The organism is Ohtaekwangia kribbensis (genome assembly GCF_042676245.1).
Classification (GTDB): domain Bacteria; phylum Bacteroidota; class Bacteroidia; order Cytophagales; family Cyclobacteriaceae; genus Ohtaekwangia; species Ohtaekwangia kribbensis.
This window is the reverse complement of record NZ_JBHTKA010000008.1, coordinates 113,636-132,347: the sequence shown is the minus strand read 5'-3', so window position 1 is coordinate 132,347 and position 18,712 is coordinate 113,636. Positions and strand designations below refer to the sequence as shown.

The window sequence follows — 18,712 nt, the reverse complement described above, 5'->3', positions numbered from 1 at the left end:
TTTAATCAATAACCTGCTTTTATGAAACTGCCAGGCTTAACCAAAAAATTCTGGATAGTTATCGCTACGATAATTGTTGTAGGATTGGCGTTTGCATATTACCTGCTCGTATATGTTGGCGAGAGACGAGCAGACGTAATAGCACAGAATTACCGGATGCTGAAGCGCATCGGTGATAATTCTGTTGAACTGATGAAATACTATGAAGTTACCATCAGGAATTACAGGAGTATATTTCCGGACAAATTGCGCATGCAGGCGGGTGACAATGCTCAGCTCGCCAAACTCCTGGAAGCGCAAGACCTGCATTGTATTACTTCCCATGTTGCTAAGGAACCCGATTGGATTTATTTCCGGGAGCGAGGAATTGACGATTGCGAGGTAAGAACATCTGTTGCTGATTTTTTAGCCAAGGCTATGCCGCAATCATCCTGCTTCGATGATTTTTTTCTGGTAAAAATTATCAAAGGAAAAAAGGAAATGGCAGGCAAGGATAGCTTGATCGCTATAGCCCATCAGACATTCTATAATCGTATCGAGATAAAGAAGCGCGATAGTTTATTTAGTGTCGATAACGGATTGGAAAGTACACCGGTTATCGATGTTAATCTCTTTGGTGTACCCTATAAAGTATTTACCAATAGAATTCAGGTATCAAATAATGAATCGTGGGTTTTGTGTGGTGCAGTCAAGGAGTCCACATTCAATCGCAAGATTCATGAAGTAGATACCTATACAATCAGTATCGCCATTCTTGTGCTTCTGTTTGTTTTGCTTTCCATGCCTATACTCAAGCTGGTGGTGATGAATGCTGTTGAGCGGCTTCGCATTGTTAATGTATGGTTTACGGGCTTCTCGATTATTGTAGGCACGGCCTTGATAGTGCTTATACTGGTGGCGGCAAATCATTTCTTTAGTCATAAAGGCATTGTGCGCGTAGACCTGACGCGCCTGTCTGATTCTGTTAAGACCAGATTTCTGCAAGAGCTGAATACTATATATAACCAGCTATATTCAATCAGGAACAGCGCGGCTATGCCTGATGAGGGGAAGACTATAGCTTATGAGAATTTCTTTTCGCGCGATTCTTTCTTCCTGAAGTTGAAGAATAAACCACAAGGTGCATATCCCTATCTTCCTGATACAGCAAAGCTGAACAGCAACTTTCATTATCCCTTCACCAATCAAGTCATGTGGCTTGATGTGCGGGGCGATCAGCTTTTTACATTGGCAACACAATCGGTAAATAGTTTTAACCTCGGCACGCGCGAGTATTTTATAAAGGCAAAGGATGGAGATCTGTGGACTCTTCCGGGGAATGACGGGAAGCAAAAATTTTCATTGCAATCTATACGATCCTTCAGAAGTGGTCGTAACGCGGCCGGGTTTGGTGTTCCATTGTCAGGAGGCAAAGCAAGCGTGCTCGCTGTATCAAGCAAACTACATTCGATCATGGCTCCGCTTCTGCCCCCGGGATTTGGTTATTGCATTATTGACAATAAGGGCGAGGTATGGTTTCATTCCGACAGACTGCGCAATATGCAGGAGAACTTTTTTGAAGAAACCGAGCACAACGAAAAAATGCGTGCTGCTATTGCAGGCAGAATGAAAGTTGGACTCGATGCTTCGTATGATCACCGTGGGCATCAGATGTATATACAGCCTATTGACAATTTGCCGCTATACCTGGTTACATTCTACGACCTCGATTACTATAAATCTCCGCTGGTGCTTACTATGGGCTATGCGTCCCTGCTTATCTTTTTAATGTTTTCCCTTATAGGTATACAACTGTTGTTGCAATTTGTAAGCGTATACCGGCCTACGAAGTTGAAGATAAGGCGCTTTTATTTGAGCTGGCTTCGTCCGCGCAAGATGAACGAAGAGCAATCAAAGGAGTTGTGCCATGAGATACGCGAGAAATATACGCGCTCGATTTTGACGCTTGGCACACTCGCAATAGTGTCGATGGTATTTTTATTAATCGATCACAATGCTTCTGTTACATTCGGATTTTTAGTGTTGCCGCTATATATACTGGTGTTTCAATACCTGCTTTTCGAACGGGAGAATATTCGGAAGAAGGACGCTGATGCTAAAATAATTCGCCACTCTTTTGTCTGGCTTAGTGTTATATTGATTGTATTGGTAAACTTCTTTATAGCACCCTTTGCAGATGGGTTTGACGTAGCGGTATGGGTACAGGTATTCTTCCTGGTCATCTTGTTAAGCGGATATTTTATCGGGGGTATAAAAAAGATAGCGGGTTTTGATTTTGTGAAGGGCCATCAGCAAAACCTGTATTTTGTCATGATCTTTTTGTGGCTTGGAGTAGTTTCTGTTTTGCCGGTTATTGGTTTTTACAGGATGGCCTATCATGAAGAGTCACTCACATGGACCAAGTATCTCCAATGGGATATTGCGCAGGCTGAGGAGAAACGGAATGCTGATCTGAAAAAAGAACTTGTTGCCTATAAGAATGTGATTGACACACTTGGCGAAGAAAGTAACTACCTGGATGTTACCGGTAATTTTAAAAGAACAAGCGTGCTGGAGAAAGGCTATACGCAGGATTCATCAAAACACAGATATACCTTTGAGTTTTTGTCGCGCCCTCCGATGAGTAAAATCCTGAACAGTACATTTCCCGTGTTGCAGGCATCGGCCGGTGATGGTAAATGGTGTTGGTACGAGACGGAAGATGAGTGCAATGTAGCGATGAAGTTTATCCCCGATGAAGGCGCCCCACGTTATTATACCGTGACAAGGAGTTACTTTGATTTACACGGTAGTAATTACTTTGTACTGTTCATTATATTACTGCTGGGCTTTTTCTATCTCATTTATCACGTTACACTTTTCGCTGTCAGAAATATATTTGGGTTAGGGGTCGTGTTGGATAGCAGGCTTATCAAAGATTCACATGCTGAAATCAGTCACGGAGATCTGCTGAATCAGAACCGGATATTTATCGTAGGACTTCCTTATGCCGGTAAAGAGTTGCTGCTGAATAATTTTTCGTGCGTTATAAATTTACGCGCCGATCTTAAAAAAGCGATTCCTGCCAACAAGCAGAATGTAATTGTAATAAAACATTTTGAGCACGGTATTGACGATCACACGATCAATGATGATAAGTTAAAGATCATTCAGCAACTGGTGGACGAGGATCGAAAGATCATTATTGCTTCTGTGGTGCAACCTGGTGCTATACTTGAGTTTTATGAGAAAGCTCTTGATCGTATAGATGAGAGTAAACCGGAGTGGGGCACCTATAAACACGCGGAGCAGATGTGGAAGAACATGCTGAGTGGTTTTGTTCTGTATTTTCAGCCGTTGTCGAAGGAGAATACACTCTTGTCCGACGATGTCTTTATCCGATCCGAACTTAATCACGGCCTATATTTGCCGACACTGGCATCGCATATTCCCAATGAGACAACCAATACCTATCCGTGCCAGGAAAATTTTGTGTTGAAAATTGAAGAGCTGGCTGATACGTATTATCACTCACTCTGGAATTCATTTTCTGATGCAGAGAAATTTCTGCTGCACGATCTGGCGAAAGATCGCTATGTAAACCTCAAGAACGTAAAGACTATTCGCCTGCTTCTTCAGAAAGGCGTGATCGTAGCAGATGATTCACTGCAGATCATGAACAGAAGCTTCAATAACTTTATTCTGTCGGTCGTGAACGAAGACGAAGAAGTGCAAATGGAGAAAGAACAAAGTAGTAGGGGAAGCTGGAATATAGTTCAATCCGTGTTGATCATTTTACTGATTGCCCTGATTGCATTTATAGCGATTGCCCAGCAAGACTTGTTCCGTGATTTGAATGTACTGATCGGTGCTTTTGGCTCTGCTATAGCGTTGATTACACGCTTCGGAGGATTGCTCAGCATCAAACCAAAAGATGGGTAGAAGCAACTAAAGAAGTATACTGTTTGCTGGTTATGCAAACAGTATACTATATAATCTTTCAATCTTCCTGATTTTTAACCCTATAGATGGTCGTTCTGCTCATGCAACTGTGCATCCACAACGGCAATAGCAGCCATGTTTACGATCTCGCGGATGGAACTTCCAAGCTGAAGAACGTGAACAGGTTTTTTCATACCTAACAGGATCGGACCGATCGCTTCTGCACCTCCGATCTCCATCAGTAATTTATAGGCTATATTTCCGGAGGCGAGGTTCGGGAAGATCAATGTGTTGGCTCCTTCTTTTGCCAGCGCGCTGAACGGGAATGTTTCCTGTTGCAGAGCAGTGTTCAATGCTACGTTTGCCTGTATATCTCCTTCTACAACCAGGGAAGGATTTTTTGTTTTGGCAATACGCACCGCTTCGCGACTCTTCTCGGGTATTTCGCCCTTAGACGAACCAAAGTTTGAATAGGACAACACAGCAATGCGCGGATCCATATCAAAGAATTTCACACCGCGTGCGGTGAGTTCAATGATACCGGCAAGCTCCTGTGCATTTGGATCAACGTTAACCGTTGTATCGGCAAAGAAGAATGTTCCTTTTTTGTTGGTAATTATATACATACCGGCAACGCGTTCAACGCCATCTGCTGTACCGATGATTTGAAGGGAAGGCAGAATGGTTTTGGGGTAATCTTTTGTAAGGCCACTCACCAAGGCATCTGCATCACCAAACTCCACCATCATGGCGCCAAAATAATTTCGCTCGCGCATCATGCGTACGCTATCCAGGTATGTTAACCCTTTGCGTTGACGTTTCTTATAGAGTACTTCGGCATAGCGCTTCACCATATCGTCATCCTCGCGCGGATAATATATAGGGCAATCGTGCAGGTCGAGGTTGTGCTCTTCAATCAGGGCGTGTATCTCTTCACGGTTTCCTAACAATATAGGCAGTGCTATACCTTCATCTTTCAGTATTTGTGCTGCCTTCAGAATTTTATGGTGGTTCGCTTCAGCAAATACAACGCGCTTCGGATTCTTTTTGGCGCGATCAATAATACGCGACATCAGTTTCTGATCGATACCAATGCGCTGTTGCAATTCGTGGTGATAGGCTGTCCAATCGGTAATAGGATATTTTGCTATACCTGAATCCATCGCAGCTCTGGCAACAGCAGGCGATACCGTAGTAATCAGGCGTGGATCAAGCGGCTTCGGTATTAGGTACTCACGACCGAATTGTATCTTGTCAGTACCGTATGCTTTTACAACCATATCGGGTACAGGTTCTTTGGCAAGCTCAGCCAGTGCATATACCGCAGCGAGCTTCATTGCTTCATTGATTTCAGTAGCGCGTACATCGAGCGCACCACGGAATATATAGGGGAAGCCCAATACGTTGTTTACCTGGTTAGGATGATCAGAACGGCCCGTAGCTAATATAGCATCTTCGCGTGTTTTGCGAGCGAGGTTGTAATCGATCTCCGGGTTCGGATTGGACAATGCAAACACGATCGGATCTTTTGCCATGTTGTTCAGATCTTCCGGTGTAATAGCATCGGCAACGGAAAGTCCGATGAATACATCAGCACCTTTCATTGCTTCCTGCAAGGTGTTGATCTTCGTATCGAGTACAAATTGTTTTTTAATATCATCAAGACCTGTGCGGGTAGCATTCAATACACCCTTACTGTCGCACATGATGATGTTCTCTTTCTTTGCGCCCAGCGCTATATATAGTTTGGTACAGCTTACAGCAGCAGCACCGGCACCATTTACAACGATCTTAATGTCTTCAATTTTTTTACCGACAATCTCCAGTGCATTCAACAAGGCAGCACATGAAATGATAGCCGTGCCATGCTGGTCATCGTGCATGATCGGAATGTTCATCTTCTCGCGCAACTCAGTCTCAATCTTGAAACACTCCGGAGCTTTGATGTCTTCGAGGTTAACACCGCCAAATGTAGGCTCGAGTGATTTAACGATCTTGATAAATGCATCCGGATCTTTCTCATCGATCTCGATATCGAATACATCAATGCCGGCAAATTTTTTAAAGAGTACACCTTTACCTTCCATTACCGGCTTGGAAGCTTCGGGACCGATGTCGCCTAATCCCAGTACAGCCGTACCGTTGGATATAACCGCTACCAGGTTCCCCTTGGAAGTATACTTGTAAACATCTTCTTTGTTAGCATGAATTTCTTTGCAAGGCTCTGCTACACCCGGCGAGTACGCCAGGGCGAGGTCGAGCTGTGAGCTCAATACTTTGGTTGGAACAACTTCAATCTTACCCGGCTGACCCTGCATGTGATAGTTGAGGGCATCCTGCTTTCTGATCTTAATCGACATAGTATGAAATTAGACGCCAAATATAATCAGTGAATATTGAAAGAGAAGCTTCAATATTTTTTCAAAACTGGAATAGAATGCGGAATTTGCCGCGCTGTTACACGGCTTGTGTAACGCTGAAATACTTTAACACGAACATCTTGCGATGGAAAAATCAGATATGATCTACGGTACCCGTGCAGTAATGGAAGCAATTGCTGCCGGAAAAGAGATTGAAAAAATTATGATCCAGTCGGGACTCAGTAACGATCTTATCAAAGAGCTTATTACTACTGCGCGCAGCCGAAACGTGCCCTTCACGTTTGTGCCGTTGGAAAAACTGAAGCGCATGTCATCCAAAAATCACCAGGGAGTTATATGCCTCTTGGCAGCAGTATCTTTTGCTTCGCTGGATAATTTGATTGATCGCGCTTACAGTGAAGGGCGTGAGCCGTTTTTTCTTTTGCTTGATCGTATAACAGACGTACGAAATTTTGGAGCGATTGCACGTACTGCCGAATGTGCCGGGCTGGACGGAATTGTTATAGGCGAAAAAGGAAATGCTCCCATCACCAGCGATGCCATGAAGACATCAGCCGGTGCGCTGAACCATTTACCCGTGTGCCGTGAAAGAGATTTAAAGAAGACGTTGCAACTGCTTCGCGACAATGGTATACGTGTAGTAGCATGTACAGAAAAAGCGAGTAAAGATCTGTATGAAGTAAATCTCACCGGACCTATAGCATTGATCATGGGCTCCGAAGAAGATGGCATCTCCGATCCATTACTTCGCGAAGCCGATGAACTCGCCAAGATCCCCATGAAAGGAAGGATCGGCTCCCTCAACGTATCCGTAGCCGCAGGCGTAGCCATCTACGAAGTAGTCCGCCAGAAGATAAAAGTATAATTATATACCAGCTAAAAAACAAAGGGCTTCTCATAATCCATGAGAAGCCCTTTGTGTATATAGTATATTTTGTATTTACTTCTTACCTCTTAAAACTCAGCATACTCTTTTCAATAATATCACAACACTCATGCACCTGTTCTTCCGTAATAACCAACGGAGGTGCCAGGCGAATAATATTACCATGTGTAGGTTTAGCCAGTAAACCATTCTTCATAAAGTCCACACATATATTCCAGGCAGTTTTACTTTCTGGTGAGTCGTTAATAACAATTGCATTGAGTAGACCTTTACCGCGTACTAACGTGATGAGATCTGTTTTCTTTTGAAGCGCCAGCATGCGCTCGCGGAAAACTATACCGAGCTTCATGGCGTTGTCTGCAAGGTTCTCGTCTTTTACTACCTGCAAAGCCTCTATACATACCGCTGCGGCCAATGGATTGCCACCGAAGGTAGAACCGTGCTCGCCTGGTTTGATCACGAGCATGATGTCATCATCCGCCAGTACACACGATACAGGCATTGTACCACCTGATAAAGCTTTGCCGAGTATCAACAGATCAGGACGAACATTTTCATAATCGGAAGCGAGTAATTTACCGGTACGAGCTATACCGGTTTGTATTTCGTCCATCATTAACAAAACATTGTGCTTGCGACAAAGTTGTTCAGCTGCTTTCAGATAACCGTCAGCTGGTAAATATACTCCGGCTTCACCTTGTATGGGTTCGATCCAGAGCGCACATACATTCGGATTGGCAAGTGCTTTTGCCAAGGCATCAACATCATCGTATGCCACTACTTCAAAGCCGGGCATAAAAGGTCCGAAACCTTTGCGTGAATCAGGATCCGTAGAGGCCGATATAATAGTTGTAGTACGGCCATGAAAATTTTTCTTTACGGCTATAATTACCGCTTCATTATCCGGTATACCTTTTTTTGTATAGCCCCACTTGCGTGCGAGTTTGATGGCACTTTCATTGGCTTCGGCACCGCTGTTCATGAACAATGCTTTCTGATACCCGAAGGTTTCGCAGATATACTTCTCGGCAACACCAAGTTTATCATTATAGAAAGCGCGCGATGTAAGCGTAAGTTCTTTTGCCTGGTTTATTAAAGCATTGATGATGCGCGGGTGGCAGTGGCCCTGGTTAACGGCACTGTATGCGGAAAGAAAATCGTAGTAACGTTTTCCTTCAACATCCCAAACAAACACTCCTTCGCCTTTGCATAACACTACGGGAAGCGGGTGATAATTATGCGCACCATACTTGTCTTCCAATAGAATTGCCTGCTGGCTGGAGTTAATTGTTTCGATCATAGAACTTAGAATTTGTATTATTGCAAATCTATCAAATAGGTATGGTAAAGCCTACACGATTAGAGTATAGCTAAAGTTATTTCGTTATGAGCAAAACCGTTTTACGCCCGGAAGAGCAGATCTTTCGCAAAATTTATGTTGTACGAGATCAGAAAATTTTACTTGGATGCTGATCTGGCAGAGTTGTGTAGAGTTCCCACAAAAGCGTTGAAGCAAGCCGTAAAAAGGAACGCAGATCGGTTCCCACATGATTTTATGTTCGAGTTGTCTTCAGAAGAATGGAATTCTTTAAGGTCACAATTTGCGGCCTTAAACGATCATGAACTCGATGTTGAGCATTCACAATCAAAAGAGGCAAGCATACCAAGTATTTGCCCATGGCATTTACCGAGCAGGTTGTTGCCCATGCTTTCGTCTGTGCTGAAGAGTAACGTGCTGTAGATGTAAATATTCAGATCATGCCGTGTATTTGTAAAGATGCGCCAGAGGATCAACTCGTATCACGACCTGCTAACAAAAATTGAAAAACTTGAAGCATCTGACCTGCAGCAGAATGAGGATATCCGAAACATTTACGATGTCATTAAAGAACTTTTGGAACCTGCAGTGAAGTATCAGCGCCCGATTGGTTTTCGAACAAGTCGTGATAAAGAATGAATTCTAGTTGCCCGCTGTTGGTTGTTAAACATATATTTACAGCAAATGGAAATTCTTTTTTTATTGGTAGGGGTTAGTGTCGGTGTGGTAGCCGCGTGGCTCGTTTTTAAATTCAAATCTTCGGCAGAAGCGCAATCAGCCGGCTCTGCTATAGTACTGGAACAGGAAAAAAATAAAACACTTCAGCACCAGGTACAGGAGCTTAAGCACGAGCTTGAAGGCGAACGCCACAAAGTACTGGAAGTGAATAACAGTCTTGCTGCATCGGAAGCAGATTACCGGAACCTGCAGGAAAAATTACAGGACCAGCGCAAGGAGCTTGAAACACTGAATGAAAAATTTACACTCCAATTCAAGAACCTGGCGAATGAAATTTTTGAAGAGAAGAGTAAAAAATTTACCGATCAGAATAAAACAAACCTGTATGATCTGTTAAAACCACTCGGTGAAAAGATCACCGAGTTTGAGAAGCGCGTAGAGGAAACACATAAAGATACAATCTCGCGAAGTTCTGCCTTGCGTGAGCAGCTCGAGAACCTGCAGAAACTGAATGTGCAGATGACGCGCGAAGCGGAGAACCTGACGCGCGCATTACGCGGTGATTCTAAAACACAAGGTGCCTGGGGTGAATTTATACTGGAAAGTATATTGGAGAAATCAGGACTCGAAAGAGATCGCGAATATTTTATACAGGAGTCATTCACAACGGTAGAAGGCAGATTACGCCCCGATGTAATTATACGTTTGCCGGAAAACAAACACGTTATCATCGACTCGAAAGTTAGTCTTACGGCGTATAACAATTTTGTGAATGCGGAAACGGAAGAAGAGAAGATCGTTCACCTCAAGAGCCATCTTACCTCCATCCGTCAGCACATGAAATTGTTGGGTGATAAAAACTATCATAAGAATATAGGGGGTGAAGGTAATGGCAGTCTTGATTTTGTGATCATGTTCATTCCGATTGAACCTGCCTATATACTCGCGATACAAAGCGAAAAGACATTGTACGAAGAAGCACTTGAGAAGCGAATTGTATTTGTGAGTCCTACATTGCTGATACCATCGTTGCAACTCATCAAGAATACATGGAAGCAGGAGTACCAGACACGCCACGTGCTGGATATAGCCAATAAAGCTGGTGACTTATACGATAAATTTGTAGGCTTCTCGGAAGACCTGATCACTCTCGGTCGTCACCTGGAGACTTCCAAAAAATTCTACGAAGAGTCGATGAAAAAATTATCGGTAGGAAGCGGAAACCTGGTGCGCAGAGTAGAAGACTTGAAAAAGCTTGGTGCAAAGGCCAGCAAGACTATAGATTCAAACCTGCTGAAACGCTCCGAAGATCAGGCTGATCTGTTTGATAAATAAAATAGATAGTGCCTCTGTCAATGATAACAGAGGCACTATCTATAATATTAGTAAATACGACCTATATTTTCAACAATAATTTTTTTCAGTTCAAGCGGCTCGATCAATCCTTGTTTGCCATAAATAATTTTGCCGCCCGGGGCAACAAATAAAGTATACGGAAGCGAACCCTCCCACTTCTTGTCAAGTGCTTCCATAAAAGCATACTTGTCACCTTTAAAGATATAGTTCTTCATGGAGGCTTGCTTCTTAGTTAGGAAATTAAGGGCATTCGGCTTTCGGTTAATGTCATCCAGACTTATCGTCACCAATTCAAATTCACGGTTACGATACATGCGGTTCATGTTTACAAATTCCGGAAACTCCGTAACGCAGGGTCCGCACCAGGTAGCCCATACGTTGATGAGCTTGTAATTTATACCATCGTTCTTAAGCAGTTGTTTTATACCGGCTATATCCAGCTCATCAATTGCTATTTTTTCTTTAGCCCACTCCTCGGTTGCCTTGTTAGCATAGTCTCGTTTATCAGGCCACTTAATGGAGCAGCCAAATGTTTTTGTTTTTTCTACCGGCACAGGTTTATCTGCCAGTAAAGCATCCAATGCATTACGCGTGTCATGTGTTTTGGCAGTGCCCGGCTTTTCACCATCATCGATGCGGCCTGTATAGCGAAGCGTGCGTTTATCATCGAATATAAATACGTGAGGTGTGGCCTGCGGACCATATTGACGGGATATAGCTGAGGTCTCTCCATCGTAGAGATACGGAAAATTATACTGCTTATTCTTCGCACGAATTTTCATCTCTTCGAATGAATCGCTCAGGTCGGTATAGCCCAGTTCATCCAGACGCACCGACTGCGGGTCGTTGGGTGATATAGCAACAATACCTACGCCCTTGCTGCTATAGTCTGTAACAAGCTGCTTGATGCGGTCTTCATATGCTTGTGCCGTAGGACAGTGGTTACACGTGAAGACTATAGCGAGTATTTTGTAGCGGGCGAAATCATCGAGGGTGTACGTTTTACCATCGGTTGCCGGCAACGAAAATGCAGGAGCTTTGGCTCCTATTTCCAGCGGGGTGGGGTCTGCGGCCAATGCCAGCCGGGAAAAAAGACCCAGAATGAGTAAAAACAGGGACTTCATGGCGAAAGGGTTGTTTGTTTTAAGTATCTTAAAGTTAATTAAAAGTTATTTTTGTCGAATAGAAGAGTGTCTCCTTAAAATTTACCGGTTAGGCATTTCGTTTGATCGCCTTAAAAGACCTTCAGTCGGTTGCTGAATACGATTCAGGTACCATTAACAGTTATATCTTTGTAATCCATTTTATGCGTATACTAATCACTTTGCTTCTGCTTGCATTAGCATTCTCAACATTCGCACAGTCGAAAAAGAAGCGCAGAAGGTCTGCCAATACCGAGCAGAACGCACCTACCACGCTTGAACCAGGCGAAGAGCCTTATTATCCCAAGAAAGAATACGGGCCGAAGAAATCGCGCAAGAGCAGAAAGAAAGGTGGTGGTCCTACATACGAGTCGCAGGATGAGTTTGAAGCACGCATGCGCGAAACGGTAAAGACCATTCGTAAGAATGAAAAGAATCTCATGAAGCCACAGTATACAAACCCCATGTATTTTGGTCATAAACGTCCGCCTAAAAAGAGACCACCCGGAAAAATGAAGTATTGCAAAGTGTGTGGTATCCGCCACTAAATTTACAGGTATATCTATGATAAACAACCCATTCGCTATGGGTTGTTTTGTTTTATATAGGGCCCTATAAATAATAATGTTGCACCGTTGTGGAACTAATCAGCTTGTGATTTGATTTTTTTAGCGAGTACTTGCAGTAATGAACCTCGCCAGTTATATAGAGCACACCAACTTAAGTCCAACACTTACCATCGGTGATATAGATAAACTTGTTGAAGATGCTAAACGACTTAGCCTTCTGGGAATCTGTGTTCCACCTTTCTGGGTAAAGCGAGCCAAACGTGAAATAGGAACTGCAAAAATTTTACTGGTAACGGTAGCGGGCTTCCCGTTAGGGTATAATATGACCGAGACTAAATTAGATGAGATGCAGCGCGCAGTCGATAACGGTGCTGATGAAATCGATGTAGTGTGGAATGTGACATCTTTTAAAACGAATTTACCATGGACAAAAATTGAAGTAGCCAAATGCAGTAAACTGGCACACGACAATCATAAACTTTTGAAAGTAATCATTGAGACTGCGTATCTTTCTGATGAAGAAATAAAAAAAGCGTGTAAGCTATGTGCTGATGCCGGTGCCGATTTTGTTAAAACATCAACCGGGTTTGCGCCATCGGGTGCCAAAGCCGAACATATAGCTTTAATGCGTGAAAATTTACCGCCTGCTGTAGGTATAAAAGCATCAGGTGGTATAAAAACTTTTGATGATGCCAAACGTATGATCGATGCGGGTGCAACACGCATCGGTACGTCATCAGCAGTAAATATAGTCCAACCAACCCTATAAGTATAATGAGTCAAATCTTAGCAAATGTTTTTCCGGAAGAGGATGTTATTCCGGATGCGTACAAAATTTCTGAAACGATTGAACAACGCGAATACCTGATCAATGGTGAAATGAAAACGTGGGCAGGCAGTCTTAATCCCGTGCTGAGCCCTGTGTTTATAAAAGAGAACGGCAGTTATAAACAAAAAATAATAGGCAGTACACCGCTGTTAACATCAACCGAAGCACTTGAAGCATTGGATGCTGCTGTAAAAGCTTACGATTTAGGACAAGGCCTGTGGCCAACCATGAGTGTAACGGAGCGTATTGAACACGTTGAAAAATTTCTGGCGGCCATGCGCGAACAGCGTACTGCTGTTGTAAAATTACTGATGTGGGAGATTGGTAAAACACTAAAAGATTCTGAAAAAGAATTTGATCGCACCTGCGATTATATAGTAGATACGATAAAAGCCTATAAAGATCTTGATCGTAATTCGGCCAAGCTTATTGAAGAGCAGGGTTTCATGGCGCAGATAAGACGTGTGCCGCTCGGTGTTTCGCTTTGCATGGGGCCCTATAATTACCCGCTCAATGAGACATTCACAACGCTTATACCTGCGTTGATTATGGGTAACACCGTAGTATTTAAGCCCGCTAAATTTGGTGTGTTGCTGATTCGCCCGCTCATCGAAGCATTCCGCGATAATTTTCCTCCAGGCGTTATTAATATTATATATGGAAGAGGTCGCGAGACAGTAGGAGCCTTGATGGAAACTGGTAAGATAGATGTGTTTGCATTTATAGGTACCAATAAAGGTGCGAACGATCTGAAACGATTACATCCGAAGCCACATCGCCTCAAATCTATATTGGGACTTGATGCCAAGAACCCGGCCATTGTACTACACGATGCTGATATAGATAATGCGGTGAGTGAATGTATAACCGGAAGTCTTTCCTTTAACGGACAACGTTGTACGGCACTGAAAATTCTTTTTGTACATCGTTCTATACTTGATTCGTTTCTCGAAAAATTCAATGCTGCTATAAAGAAATTGAAGCCGGGCATGCCTTGGGACAATGGCGCTTCTCTTACACCGCTGCCGGAACCTGGTAAAGTAGAGTACTTGCGCGAACTGGTAGAAGATGCTAAGAAACATGGCGCTACTGTTATAAATGAAAATGGTGGCGAGTCAATGAACTCATTCTTCTATCCGGCAGTGGTATATCCGGTTAACAGCAAGATGCGCTTGTATAGTGAAGAGCAGTTTGGTCCGGTAGTGCCGATCGTTCCGTTTGATGATGACGATGAAGCTATCGACTATGTGATAAACTCCAACTATGGCCAGCAGGTAAGTATATTTGGAACGGATTCCAGAAATATAGCCAAGTTTATTGATGCGTTTGTGAATCAGCTTGGTCGTATCAATATCAATGCGCAGAGTCAGCGCGGACCGGATACATTCCCGTTCAATGGAAGAAAAGATTCTGCAGAAGGAACACTTTCCATCGCGGATGCTTTACGTGTATTCTCCATGCGAACCCTGGTTGCCACCAAGAACACCGACAGCAACAAGCAAATTATCAGTAACATTATTCGTAACCGTGAGTCTGCCTTTTTAAGTACAGACTATATTTTCTAAAACCTGAATTTACACAGCGCTTATAAAAACGGGAGGTTGCCTTTGTAAAAGGGCAACCTCTGTTATATATATAGTTAATGATTGTGCGACCAGGTATCAGGTATGTACAAACTGCAGGCCGAGGATTACCCCAAGCATAGACAGAGCAATCAGCATTGTTATAATTCTACCTTTCATAAACCGTTCATTAAAAGGGCCGCTACTAACGTGTTAGCAACAGCCCGGATCTTTACTTTTTCAACTATAGCGACATGACGAAGTAAAATTCATAGATCTATCCGTAAGCGTATCTCATGCTGCACATTGCTCTGCCATTGCCTACAGATATATTTCCGATGAAGGTGCACTTTTGGGAGTTACCGGTTCATCATGCTGTGGTGACACATGAGTAACCTATAACTTCCCAAAAATGACCTAGACAAACTGTTCCACTCGTGTGTGTAAAATTGAGAACGTGTGTTGGGGTAACAAATTAGATATCCTCAATAAGTTTTCTCACCTCTTCTTTTGTCTTGCCTAGCTTTTGCTGCAGACGGCCGTAAAGCTCATCTTCTTTGCCGGATGTAAACATCAGGTCGTCATCCGTAAGCTCTCCGTATTTTTGTTTCAGCTTTCCCTTAACCTCATTCCATTTACCTTTTATATCAAGTTTCGTTGCCATAATAGTAGTGTTTAAATTATGCCTTAGCTACAGAAAAGGTTATGCCACCATGTAATTGCATGGTCTGTACAAGTAAAGTATAGCTATATATGTTGAACGGGGCGAGGCTTTGGGTATAAACATCTACAGCAATTTTTTGATGTATACTATAAATTAAGGTGTGTAGCAGGTACGCTTAGTACGAAGTATATACGCAGGCACGATTTCATACTACCAATACATTGCACAATTAAACTATAATATTATGATACGCTGGACAATCATCTTTTTAATAATAGCCATAATTGCGGCTATTTTTGGTTTTGGTGGCATAGCAGCGAGTGCCGCGTATGCAGCTAAAATCATTTTCTTTATTGCGATCGTTATCTTCCTCGTGTCGCTCATTGCGGGCGGCTTCAGACGAAGTTAGAGGCAGATGTTCCGTTCAAATAAAATCCACTGCATACGGACATGCGGTGGATTTTTTATTTATACCGGTATAATTCGTAAGAATACTCCACACATGGGGTATATGTGTGGATGGGTTTGTACGAGACTTTCAAGCTATGTAGCTAACGCTCATGTAAAACCCTTCATGGCACAGTAATTTTTACCTGACTAGTAAACTTTGAAACATTATGAAAACAAAACTAAGACACATCTTGTTGGTTGCGGGGATATTTACAATAGCATCTACCGTTACCTCCTTCGCTCAGGATAGAAGAGCTGGTATTAAGGGTGGTTTGAACGTAAGTAACATGTACGTGGATGATGTGGACGATGAAAATGCAAGATATGGCTTTAACGTAGGTCTGTTTGGTGAGATCATATCTACAGAAGCTTTTGGTCTGCAGGCAGAATTGCTGTACTCCACAAAAGGTTCAAAATTCGTAACAGACGGATTTGTTGATCAGGAAACAAAATTCAATTTAAATTACCTGGATTTACCTGTACTCGCTGTATTTAAACTGGGCGAATCGGTAGATATACACCTCGGTGCATACGGATCATACCTGCTGGGTGCGAACATTACAACAGAGGGTGATCTTGGAAACGGTAGTGACGATCTTGACAAAGATAACTTCAGATCTTTTGACTACGGTCTTGTGGGTGGTATAGGTTTTAATTTCGGCCCTGCACAAGTTGGTGCACGCTATAATTACGGTCTTGCAAAAATTGCCGACAGCGATGCTGCGGAGGCATTGGTGGGCGATTCTAAAAACTCATTTGCCCAGTTATACCTGGCGTTCAATCTGAATCATCATCCATAAGATGAGGTTAATTTAAAGCGGTAAAGCCCGGGCCTAACAACCTGGGCTTTTCTTTTTTTTGTTAGTATACGTGATGTTTTGTTGATAATTGCAATAGTCAAGTATATAGATGTACTGAATGCTGTGTGTATATACCGATCGGCAATACGACTGTATGATTTGTATCGCGTAGTGTTTAGTTATCAATGTCCTCCATCAGCGTATAACGCGCATATACTGTGTTCATTCTTATGCTATATAAAATAAAAGGATGATGCGGTTCGTGCACCATACTTCGATACGTTTGTAGGTACTTGGGCGTAGCTATACTCTTTCTTGTAGCCAGTAATCAGCTGCCTTTCCTCTCACAGTCGTAGCTCGCATCTCACAGCTCAGGGCAAGTATGTCTCATTTGCAGCTACTTAATTAGTCTGCCTCCTTCTTTCTTCGATTTCTCGTTGTCGCCCATTACAATTCCCCACGGTTTCAGAGAATCAACGTGGTCTGATATTACTTTCAGTACGGCCACACCCGGTATAGCGAGAAACATACCCTGCACACCGCACAGCGCTCCTCCTATCAATATACCGAGAATAGTTACCAGTGCATTGATGCGTACTTTCGAGCCTACGATCCATGGTAGCAATACATTGTTATCGATCAATTGAACGCCACTCAGAATCGCGGCAACCCAAAAAATATCGCTCATGTCCGGTGAAGATATAAGCGTAATGAGTATGCAGAATAAATTGGCGATGAGCATCCCCACGTAGGGTATCAGGTTAAGCAGTGCCGAAATCAACGCCAGAAAAATAGCATACTTGATTCCGAGAATAAGAAACCCCGCGGCATTCAGTCCAAACACAATAGTCATCTCAATTAAAAGTCCGGTTACATAATACTGCGCCACCGCCTGGCAATTATGCACCACCGATATAACTTTTTCTTCGCTACCGTTCTTGAAAAGTTCGATCAGAAATTTTCGAATCAACGTTTTATAGTATAATAACAGAAAGGTATATATCGGTATAAACAGCAGGTATGAACCTAGTTCGGTAAGCGATAGAAAGGTTTGACTCACCAGTTTGGGACCGGACGTAGTAATTTCTTTGGCGGTATCCTGCAAGTATTCATTTTGTTTACGTATACCCACATGGAAATTTTTGGACACCCATTGCTTCATGCCTAATGCGAGCTCGGTTATTTTTTTCTTGATCATCTCGAAATCATCGAGGAAATTCAACACTTGCGTAGTAAGAAAGTAAAATATACCGAAGATGAGCACAAGCGAAACGGTAAGCGAAAGCGTAATGGCAAGCGTGTGCCCTAACTTTTTTCGCTTCAGAAAATTCACTACCGGCAACAGCAGGGCGGCCAGCAGCATGGAAAAAAATAAGGGTAACAATATATCTTGCCCGATATATAAAAGGGTGCCGAATAGCGTAACAGTAATCAGGTTCAGGCACAGACGCTGATAAAAGGGGTGCTTGTCGCTTTGTATAGTCATAATATATAAATGCTGTATGTACTGTAAAATTTATGCCCCTATATGTTGCGATTACCAACTGGTATTTTTTAGCTAACGGACTTTTTAAAGCGTTTTTTGAGGAATCGTTTCTACACTGAACAGGGTGGCGTACAAGGTGTGGCAGGGCATAGTTCTTTTCGAAGTAGAAGGGAGGAACTGGATTATGAAGAATGCCGGATATATACAATACCTGAACAAACTCATCAGGTTAAATTACGATCGCATTGCTTGTTACGAGCTGGCTATATATTTACTAAATCAGTTGAAACTCTCATTGAATGCAGCTACGTTTCTGGCGATGCATGTACAGCAAAGCCGAAAAAATATCCGTGAGCTGGTAAACGAACTCGGCACCCATCAACCGGTTGGTACCTTGCTGCACGGATGTACATCTTTTGTGGGCAAGACGTTTCTGATCTGGATGCACTTCCGGTCCATATTTTCCGCCAAGCCTGTTGATAGTATAGTGTCCTGTTGCAAAGCCATGGATGAAATGGTAATCAACGGTTGCAACCAGGTGATCAATACGGCAAAAACAATTTCTGATGACACACGCCAGCGTTTACTCGATCATCGCATAGCGCTGGAGTCTTCACATGCTTCGCTGAACACCTATCGATCCATTACAAATACATACGCATATTGATGT

At 42.9% G+C, this 18,712-nt stretch carries 16 protein-coding genes; 11 read left to right on the top strand and 5 right to left on the bottom strand.

The genetic code is table 11. The annotated features are described in order from the left end of the window. Nucleotides 1-21: 21 nt before the first annotated feature. The gene (locus tag ACFQ21_RS21280) at nt 22-3,921 is read left to right on the top strand and encodes a hypothetical protein (RefSeq protein WP_377582373.1); all 3,900 of its coding nucleotides are present in this window, start codon (nt 22-24) and stop codon (nt 3,919-3,921) included. An 80-nt stretch (nt 3,922-4,001) separates the two neighbouring features. Here the strand turns inward: ACFQ21_RS21280 and ACFQ21_RS21275 are convergent, their stop codons facing one another. Then, nucleotides 4,002-6,281 (bottom strand): NADP-dependent malic enzyme, encoded by a 2,280-nt coding sequence (locus tag ACFQ21_RS21275; RefSeq protein ID WP_377582370.1) that lies wholly within the window; start codon nt 6,279-6,281, stop codon nt 4,002-4,004. 145 nt (nt 6,282-6,426) lie between these two features. On the opposite strand from ACFQ21_RS21275, the gene rlmB reads away from it, so the two are divergent. Continuing rightward, nucleotides 6,427-7,167 (top strand): 23S rRNA (guanosine(2251)-2'-O)-methyltransferase RlmB, encoded by a 741-nt coding sequence (gene rlmB, locus ACFQ21_RS21270; RefSeq protein WP_377582367.1) that lies wholly within the window; start codon nt 6,427-6,429, stop codon nt 7,165-7,167. A gap of 82 nt (nt 7,168-7,249) precedes the next feature. Here rlmB and rocD read toward each other — a convergent pair whose 3' ends face one another. Beyond that, a complete protein-coding gene (rocD, locus tag ACFQ21_RS21265; protein ID WP_377582364.1) occupies nt 7,250-8,488 on the bottom strand; it encodes an ornithine--oxo-acid transaminase in 1,239 nt (412 codons plus the stop codon). A gap of 135 nt (nt 8,489-8,623) precedes the next feature. Between rocD and ACFQ21_RS21260 the strand changes: the two genes are divergently transcribed. Genes ACFQ21_RS21260 through ACFQ21_RS21250 form a run of 3 tightly spaced genes read left to right on the top strand, consistent with a single transcriptional unit; the run spans nt 8,624 to nt 10,519 of the window. After that, nucleotides 8,624-8,929, top strand: a complete 306-nt coding sequence (locus tag ACFQ21_RS21260) for an ORF6N domain-containing protein (RefSeq protein ID WP_377582361.1) — start codon at nt 8,624-8,626, stop codon at nt 8,927-8,929. Between the two features lie 36 nt (nt 8,930-8,965). Continuing rightward, nucleotides 8,966-9,145 carry a hypothetical protein gene (locus tag ACFQ21_RS21255; RefSeq protein ID WP_377582358.1) on the top strand — a complete coding sequence of 60 codons (180 nt, stop codon included), beginning with the start codon at nt 8,966-8,968 and terminating at the stop codon, nt 9,143-9,145. Nucleotides 9,146-9,190: 45 nt separating this feature from the next. After that, nucleotides 9,191-10,519 carry a DNA recombination protein RmuC gene (locus ACFQ21_RS21250; protein WP_377582355.1) on the top strand — a complete coding sequence of 443 codons (1,329 nt, stop codon included), beginning with the start codon at nt 9,191-9,193 and terminating at the stop codon, nt 10,517-10,519. A gap of 47 nt (nt 10,520-10,566) precedes the next feature. Here ACFQ21_RS21250 and ACFQ21_RS21245 read toward each other — a convergent pair whose 3' ends face one another. Continuing rightward, on the bottom strand, nt 10,567-11,664 hold the full coding sequence (locus ACFQ21_RS21245) for a redoxin family protein (protein ID WP_377582353.1): 1,098 nt from the start codon (nt 11,662-11,664) through the stop codon (nt 10,567-10,569). 182 nt (nt 11,665-11,846) lie between these two features. Between ACFQ21_RS21245 and ACFQ21_RS21240 the strand changes: the two genes are divergently transcribed. The 3 genes from ACFQ21_RS21240 (at nt 11,847) to ACFQ21_RS21230 (ending at nt 14,645) form a co-directional block, all read left to right on the top strand. Beyond that, nucleotides 11,847-12,230 carry a hypothetical protein gene (locus ACFQ21_RS21240; protein ID WP_377582351.1) on the top strand — a complete coding sequence of 128 codons (384 nt, stop codon included), beginning with the start codon at nt 11,847-11,849 and terminating at the stop codon, nt 12,228-12,230. 139 nt (nt 12,231-12,369) lie between these two features. Next, nucleotides 12,370-13,020 (top strand): deoxyribose-phosphate aldolase, encoded by a 651-nt coding sequence (gene deoC, locus ACFQ21_RS21235; RefSeq protein ID WP_377582348.1) that lies wholly within the window; start codon nt 12,370-12,372, stop codon nt 13,018-13,020. Between the two features lie 5 nt (nt 13,021-13,025). After that, nucleotides 13,026-14,645 (top strand): NADP-dependent glyceraldehyde-3-phosphate dehydrogenase, encoded by a 1,620-nt coding sequence (locus tag ACFQ21_RS21230; protein WP_377582345.1) that lies wholly within the window; start codon nt 13,026-13,028, stop codon nt 14,643-14,645. Between the two features lie 472 nt (nt 14,646-15,117). On the opposite strand, the gene ACFQ21_RS21225 is transcribed toward ACFQ21_RS21230, so the two are convergent. Further along, nucleotides 15,118-15,306, bottom strand: coding sequence for a CsbD family protein (locus ACFQ21_RS21225; protein ID WP_377582342.1), 189 nt, complete (start codon nt 15,304-15,306; stop codon nt 15,118-15,120). A 244-nt stretch (nt 15,307-15,550) separates the two neighbouring features. On the opposite strand from ACFQ21_RS21225, the gene ACFQ21_RS21220 reads away from it, so the two are divergent. Together ACFQ21_RS21220 and ACFQ21_RS21215 are read left to right on the top strand one after the other, a co-directional pair. Further along, on the top strand, nt 15,551-15,715 hold the full coding sequence (locus ACFQ21_RS21220; RefSeq protein WP_377582339.1) for a DUF1328 family protein: 165 nt from the start codon (nt 15,551-15,553) through the stop codon (nt 15,713-15,715). A 208-nt stretch (nt 15,716-15,923) separates the two neighbouring features. After that, nucleotides 15,924-16,556 carry a porin family protein gene (locus tag ACFQ21_RS21215; protein WP_377582335.1) on the top strand — a complete coding sequence of 211 codons (633 nt, stop codon included), beginning with the start codon at nt 15,924-15,926 and terminating at the stop codon, nt 16,554-16,556. A gap of 397 nt (nt 16,557-16,953) precedes the next feature. Here the strand turns inward: ACFQ21_RS21215 and ACFQ21_RS21210 are convergent, their stop codons facing one another. Beyond that, nucleotides 16,954-18,042 carry an AI-2E family transporter gene (locus ACFQ21_RS21210; RefSeq protein ID WP_377582332.1) on the bottom strand — a complete coding sequence of 363 codons (1,089 nt, stop codon included), beginning with the start codon at nt 18,040-18,042 and terminating at the stop codon, nt 16,954-16,956. A gap of 124 nt (nt 18,043-18,166) precedes the next feature. On the opposite strand from ACFQ21_RS21210, the gene ACFQ21_RS21205 reads away from it, so the two are divergent. After that, the gene (locus ACFQ21_RS21205) at nt 18,167-18,709 is read left to right on the top strand and encodes a hypothetical protein (protein ID WP_377582330.1); all 543 of its coding nucleotides are present in this window, start codon (nt 18,167-18,169) and stop codon (nt 18,707-18,709) included. Nucleotides 18,710-18,712: the final 3 nt, after the last annotated feature.

What these genes read in the sequence shown, in the direction of transcription:
- ACFQ21_RS21215 (WP_377582335.1), top strand. Translation starts at nt 15,924, where the DNA reads ATGAAAACAAAACTAAGACACATCTTGTTGGTTGCGGGGATATTTACA.
- ACFQ21_RS21220 (WP_377582339.1), top strand. Translation starts at nt 15,551, where the DNA reads ATGATACGCTGGACAATCATCTTTTTAATAATAGCCATAATTGCGGCT.
- ACFQ21_RS21230 (WP_377582345.1), top strand. Translation starts at nt 13,026, where the DNA reads ATGAGTCAAATCTTAGCAAATGTTTTTCCGGAAGAGGATGTTATTCCG.
- ACFQ21_RS21210 (WP_377582332.1), bottom strand. Translation starts at nt 18,042, where the DNA reads ATGACTATACAAAGCGACAAGCACCCCTTTTATCAGCGTCTGTGCCTG.
- ACFQ21_RS21255 (WP_377582358.1), top strand. Translation starts at nt 8,966, where the DNA reads ATGCGCCAGAGGATCAACTCGTATCACGACCTGCTAACAAAAATTGAA.
- ACFQ21_RS21280 (WP_377582373.1), top strand. Translation starts at nt 22, where the DNA reads ATGAAACTGCCAGGCTTAACCAAAAAATTCTGGATAGTTATCGCTACG.
- ACFQ21_RS21245 (WP_377582353.1), bottom strand. Translation starts at nt 11,664, where the DNA reads ATGAAGTCCCTGTTTTTACTCATTCTGGGTCTTTTTTCCCGGCTGGCA.
- ACFQ21_RS21225 (WP_377582342.1), bottom strand. Translation starts at nt 15,306, where the DNA reads ATGGCAACGAAACTTGATATAAAAGGTAAATGGAATGAGGTTAAGGGA.
- rlmB (WP_377582367.1), top strand. Translation starts at nt 6,427, where the DNA reads ATGGAAAAATCAGATATGATCTACGGTACCCGTGCAGTAATGGAAGCA.
- ACFQ21_RS21250 (WP_377582355.1), top strand. Translation starts at nt 9,191, where the DNA reads ATGGAAATTCTTTTTTTATTGGTAGGGGTTAGTGTCGGTGTGGTAGCC.
- ACFQ21_RS21275 (WP_377582370.1), bottom strand. Translation starts at nt 6,281, where the DNA reads ATGTCGATTAAGATCAGAAAGCAGGATGCCCTCAACTATCACATGCAG.
- rocD (WP_377582364.1), bottom strand. Translation starts at nt 8,488, where the DNA reads ATGATCGAAACAATTAACTCCAGCCAGCAGGCAATTCTATTGGAAGAC.
- ACFQ21_RS21260 (WP_377582361.1), top strand. Translation starts at nt 8,624, where the DNA reads ATGTTGTACGAGATCAGAAAATTTTACTTGGATGCTGATCTGGCAGAG.
- ACFQ21_RS21240 (WP_377582351.1), top strand. Translation starts at nt 11,847, where the DNA reads ATGCGTATACTAATCACTTTGCTTCTGCTTGCATTAGCATTCTCAACA.
- deoC (WP_377582348.1), top strand. Translation starts at nt 12,370, where the DNA reads ATGAACCTCGCCAGTTATATAGAGCACACCAACTTAAGTCCAACACTT.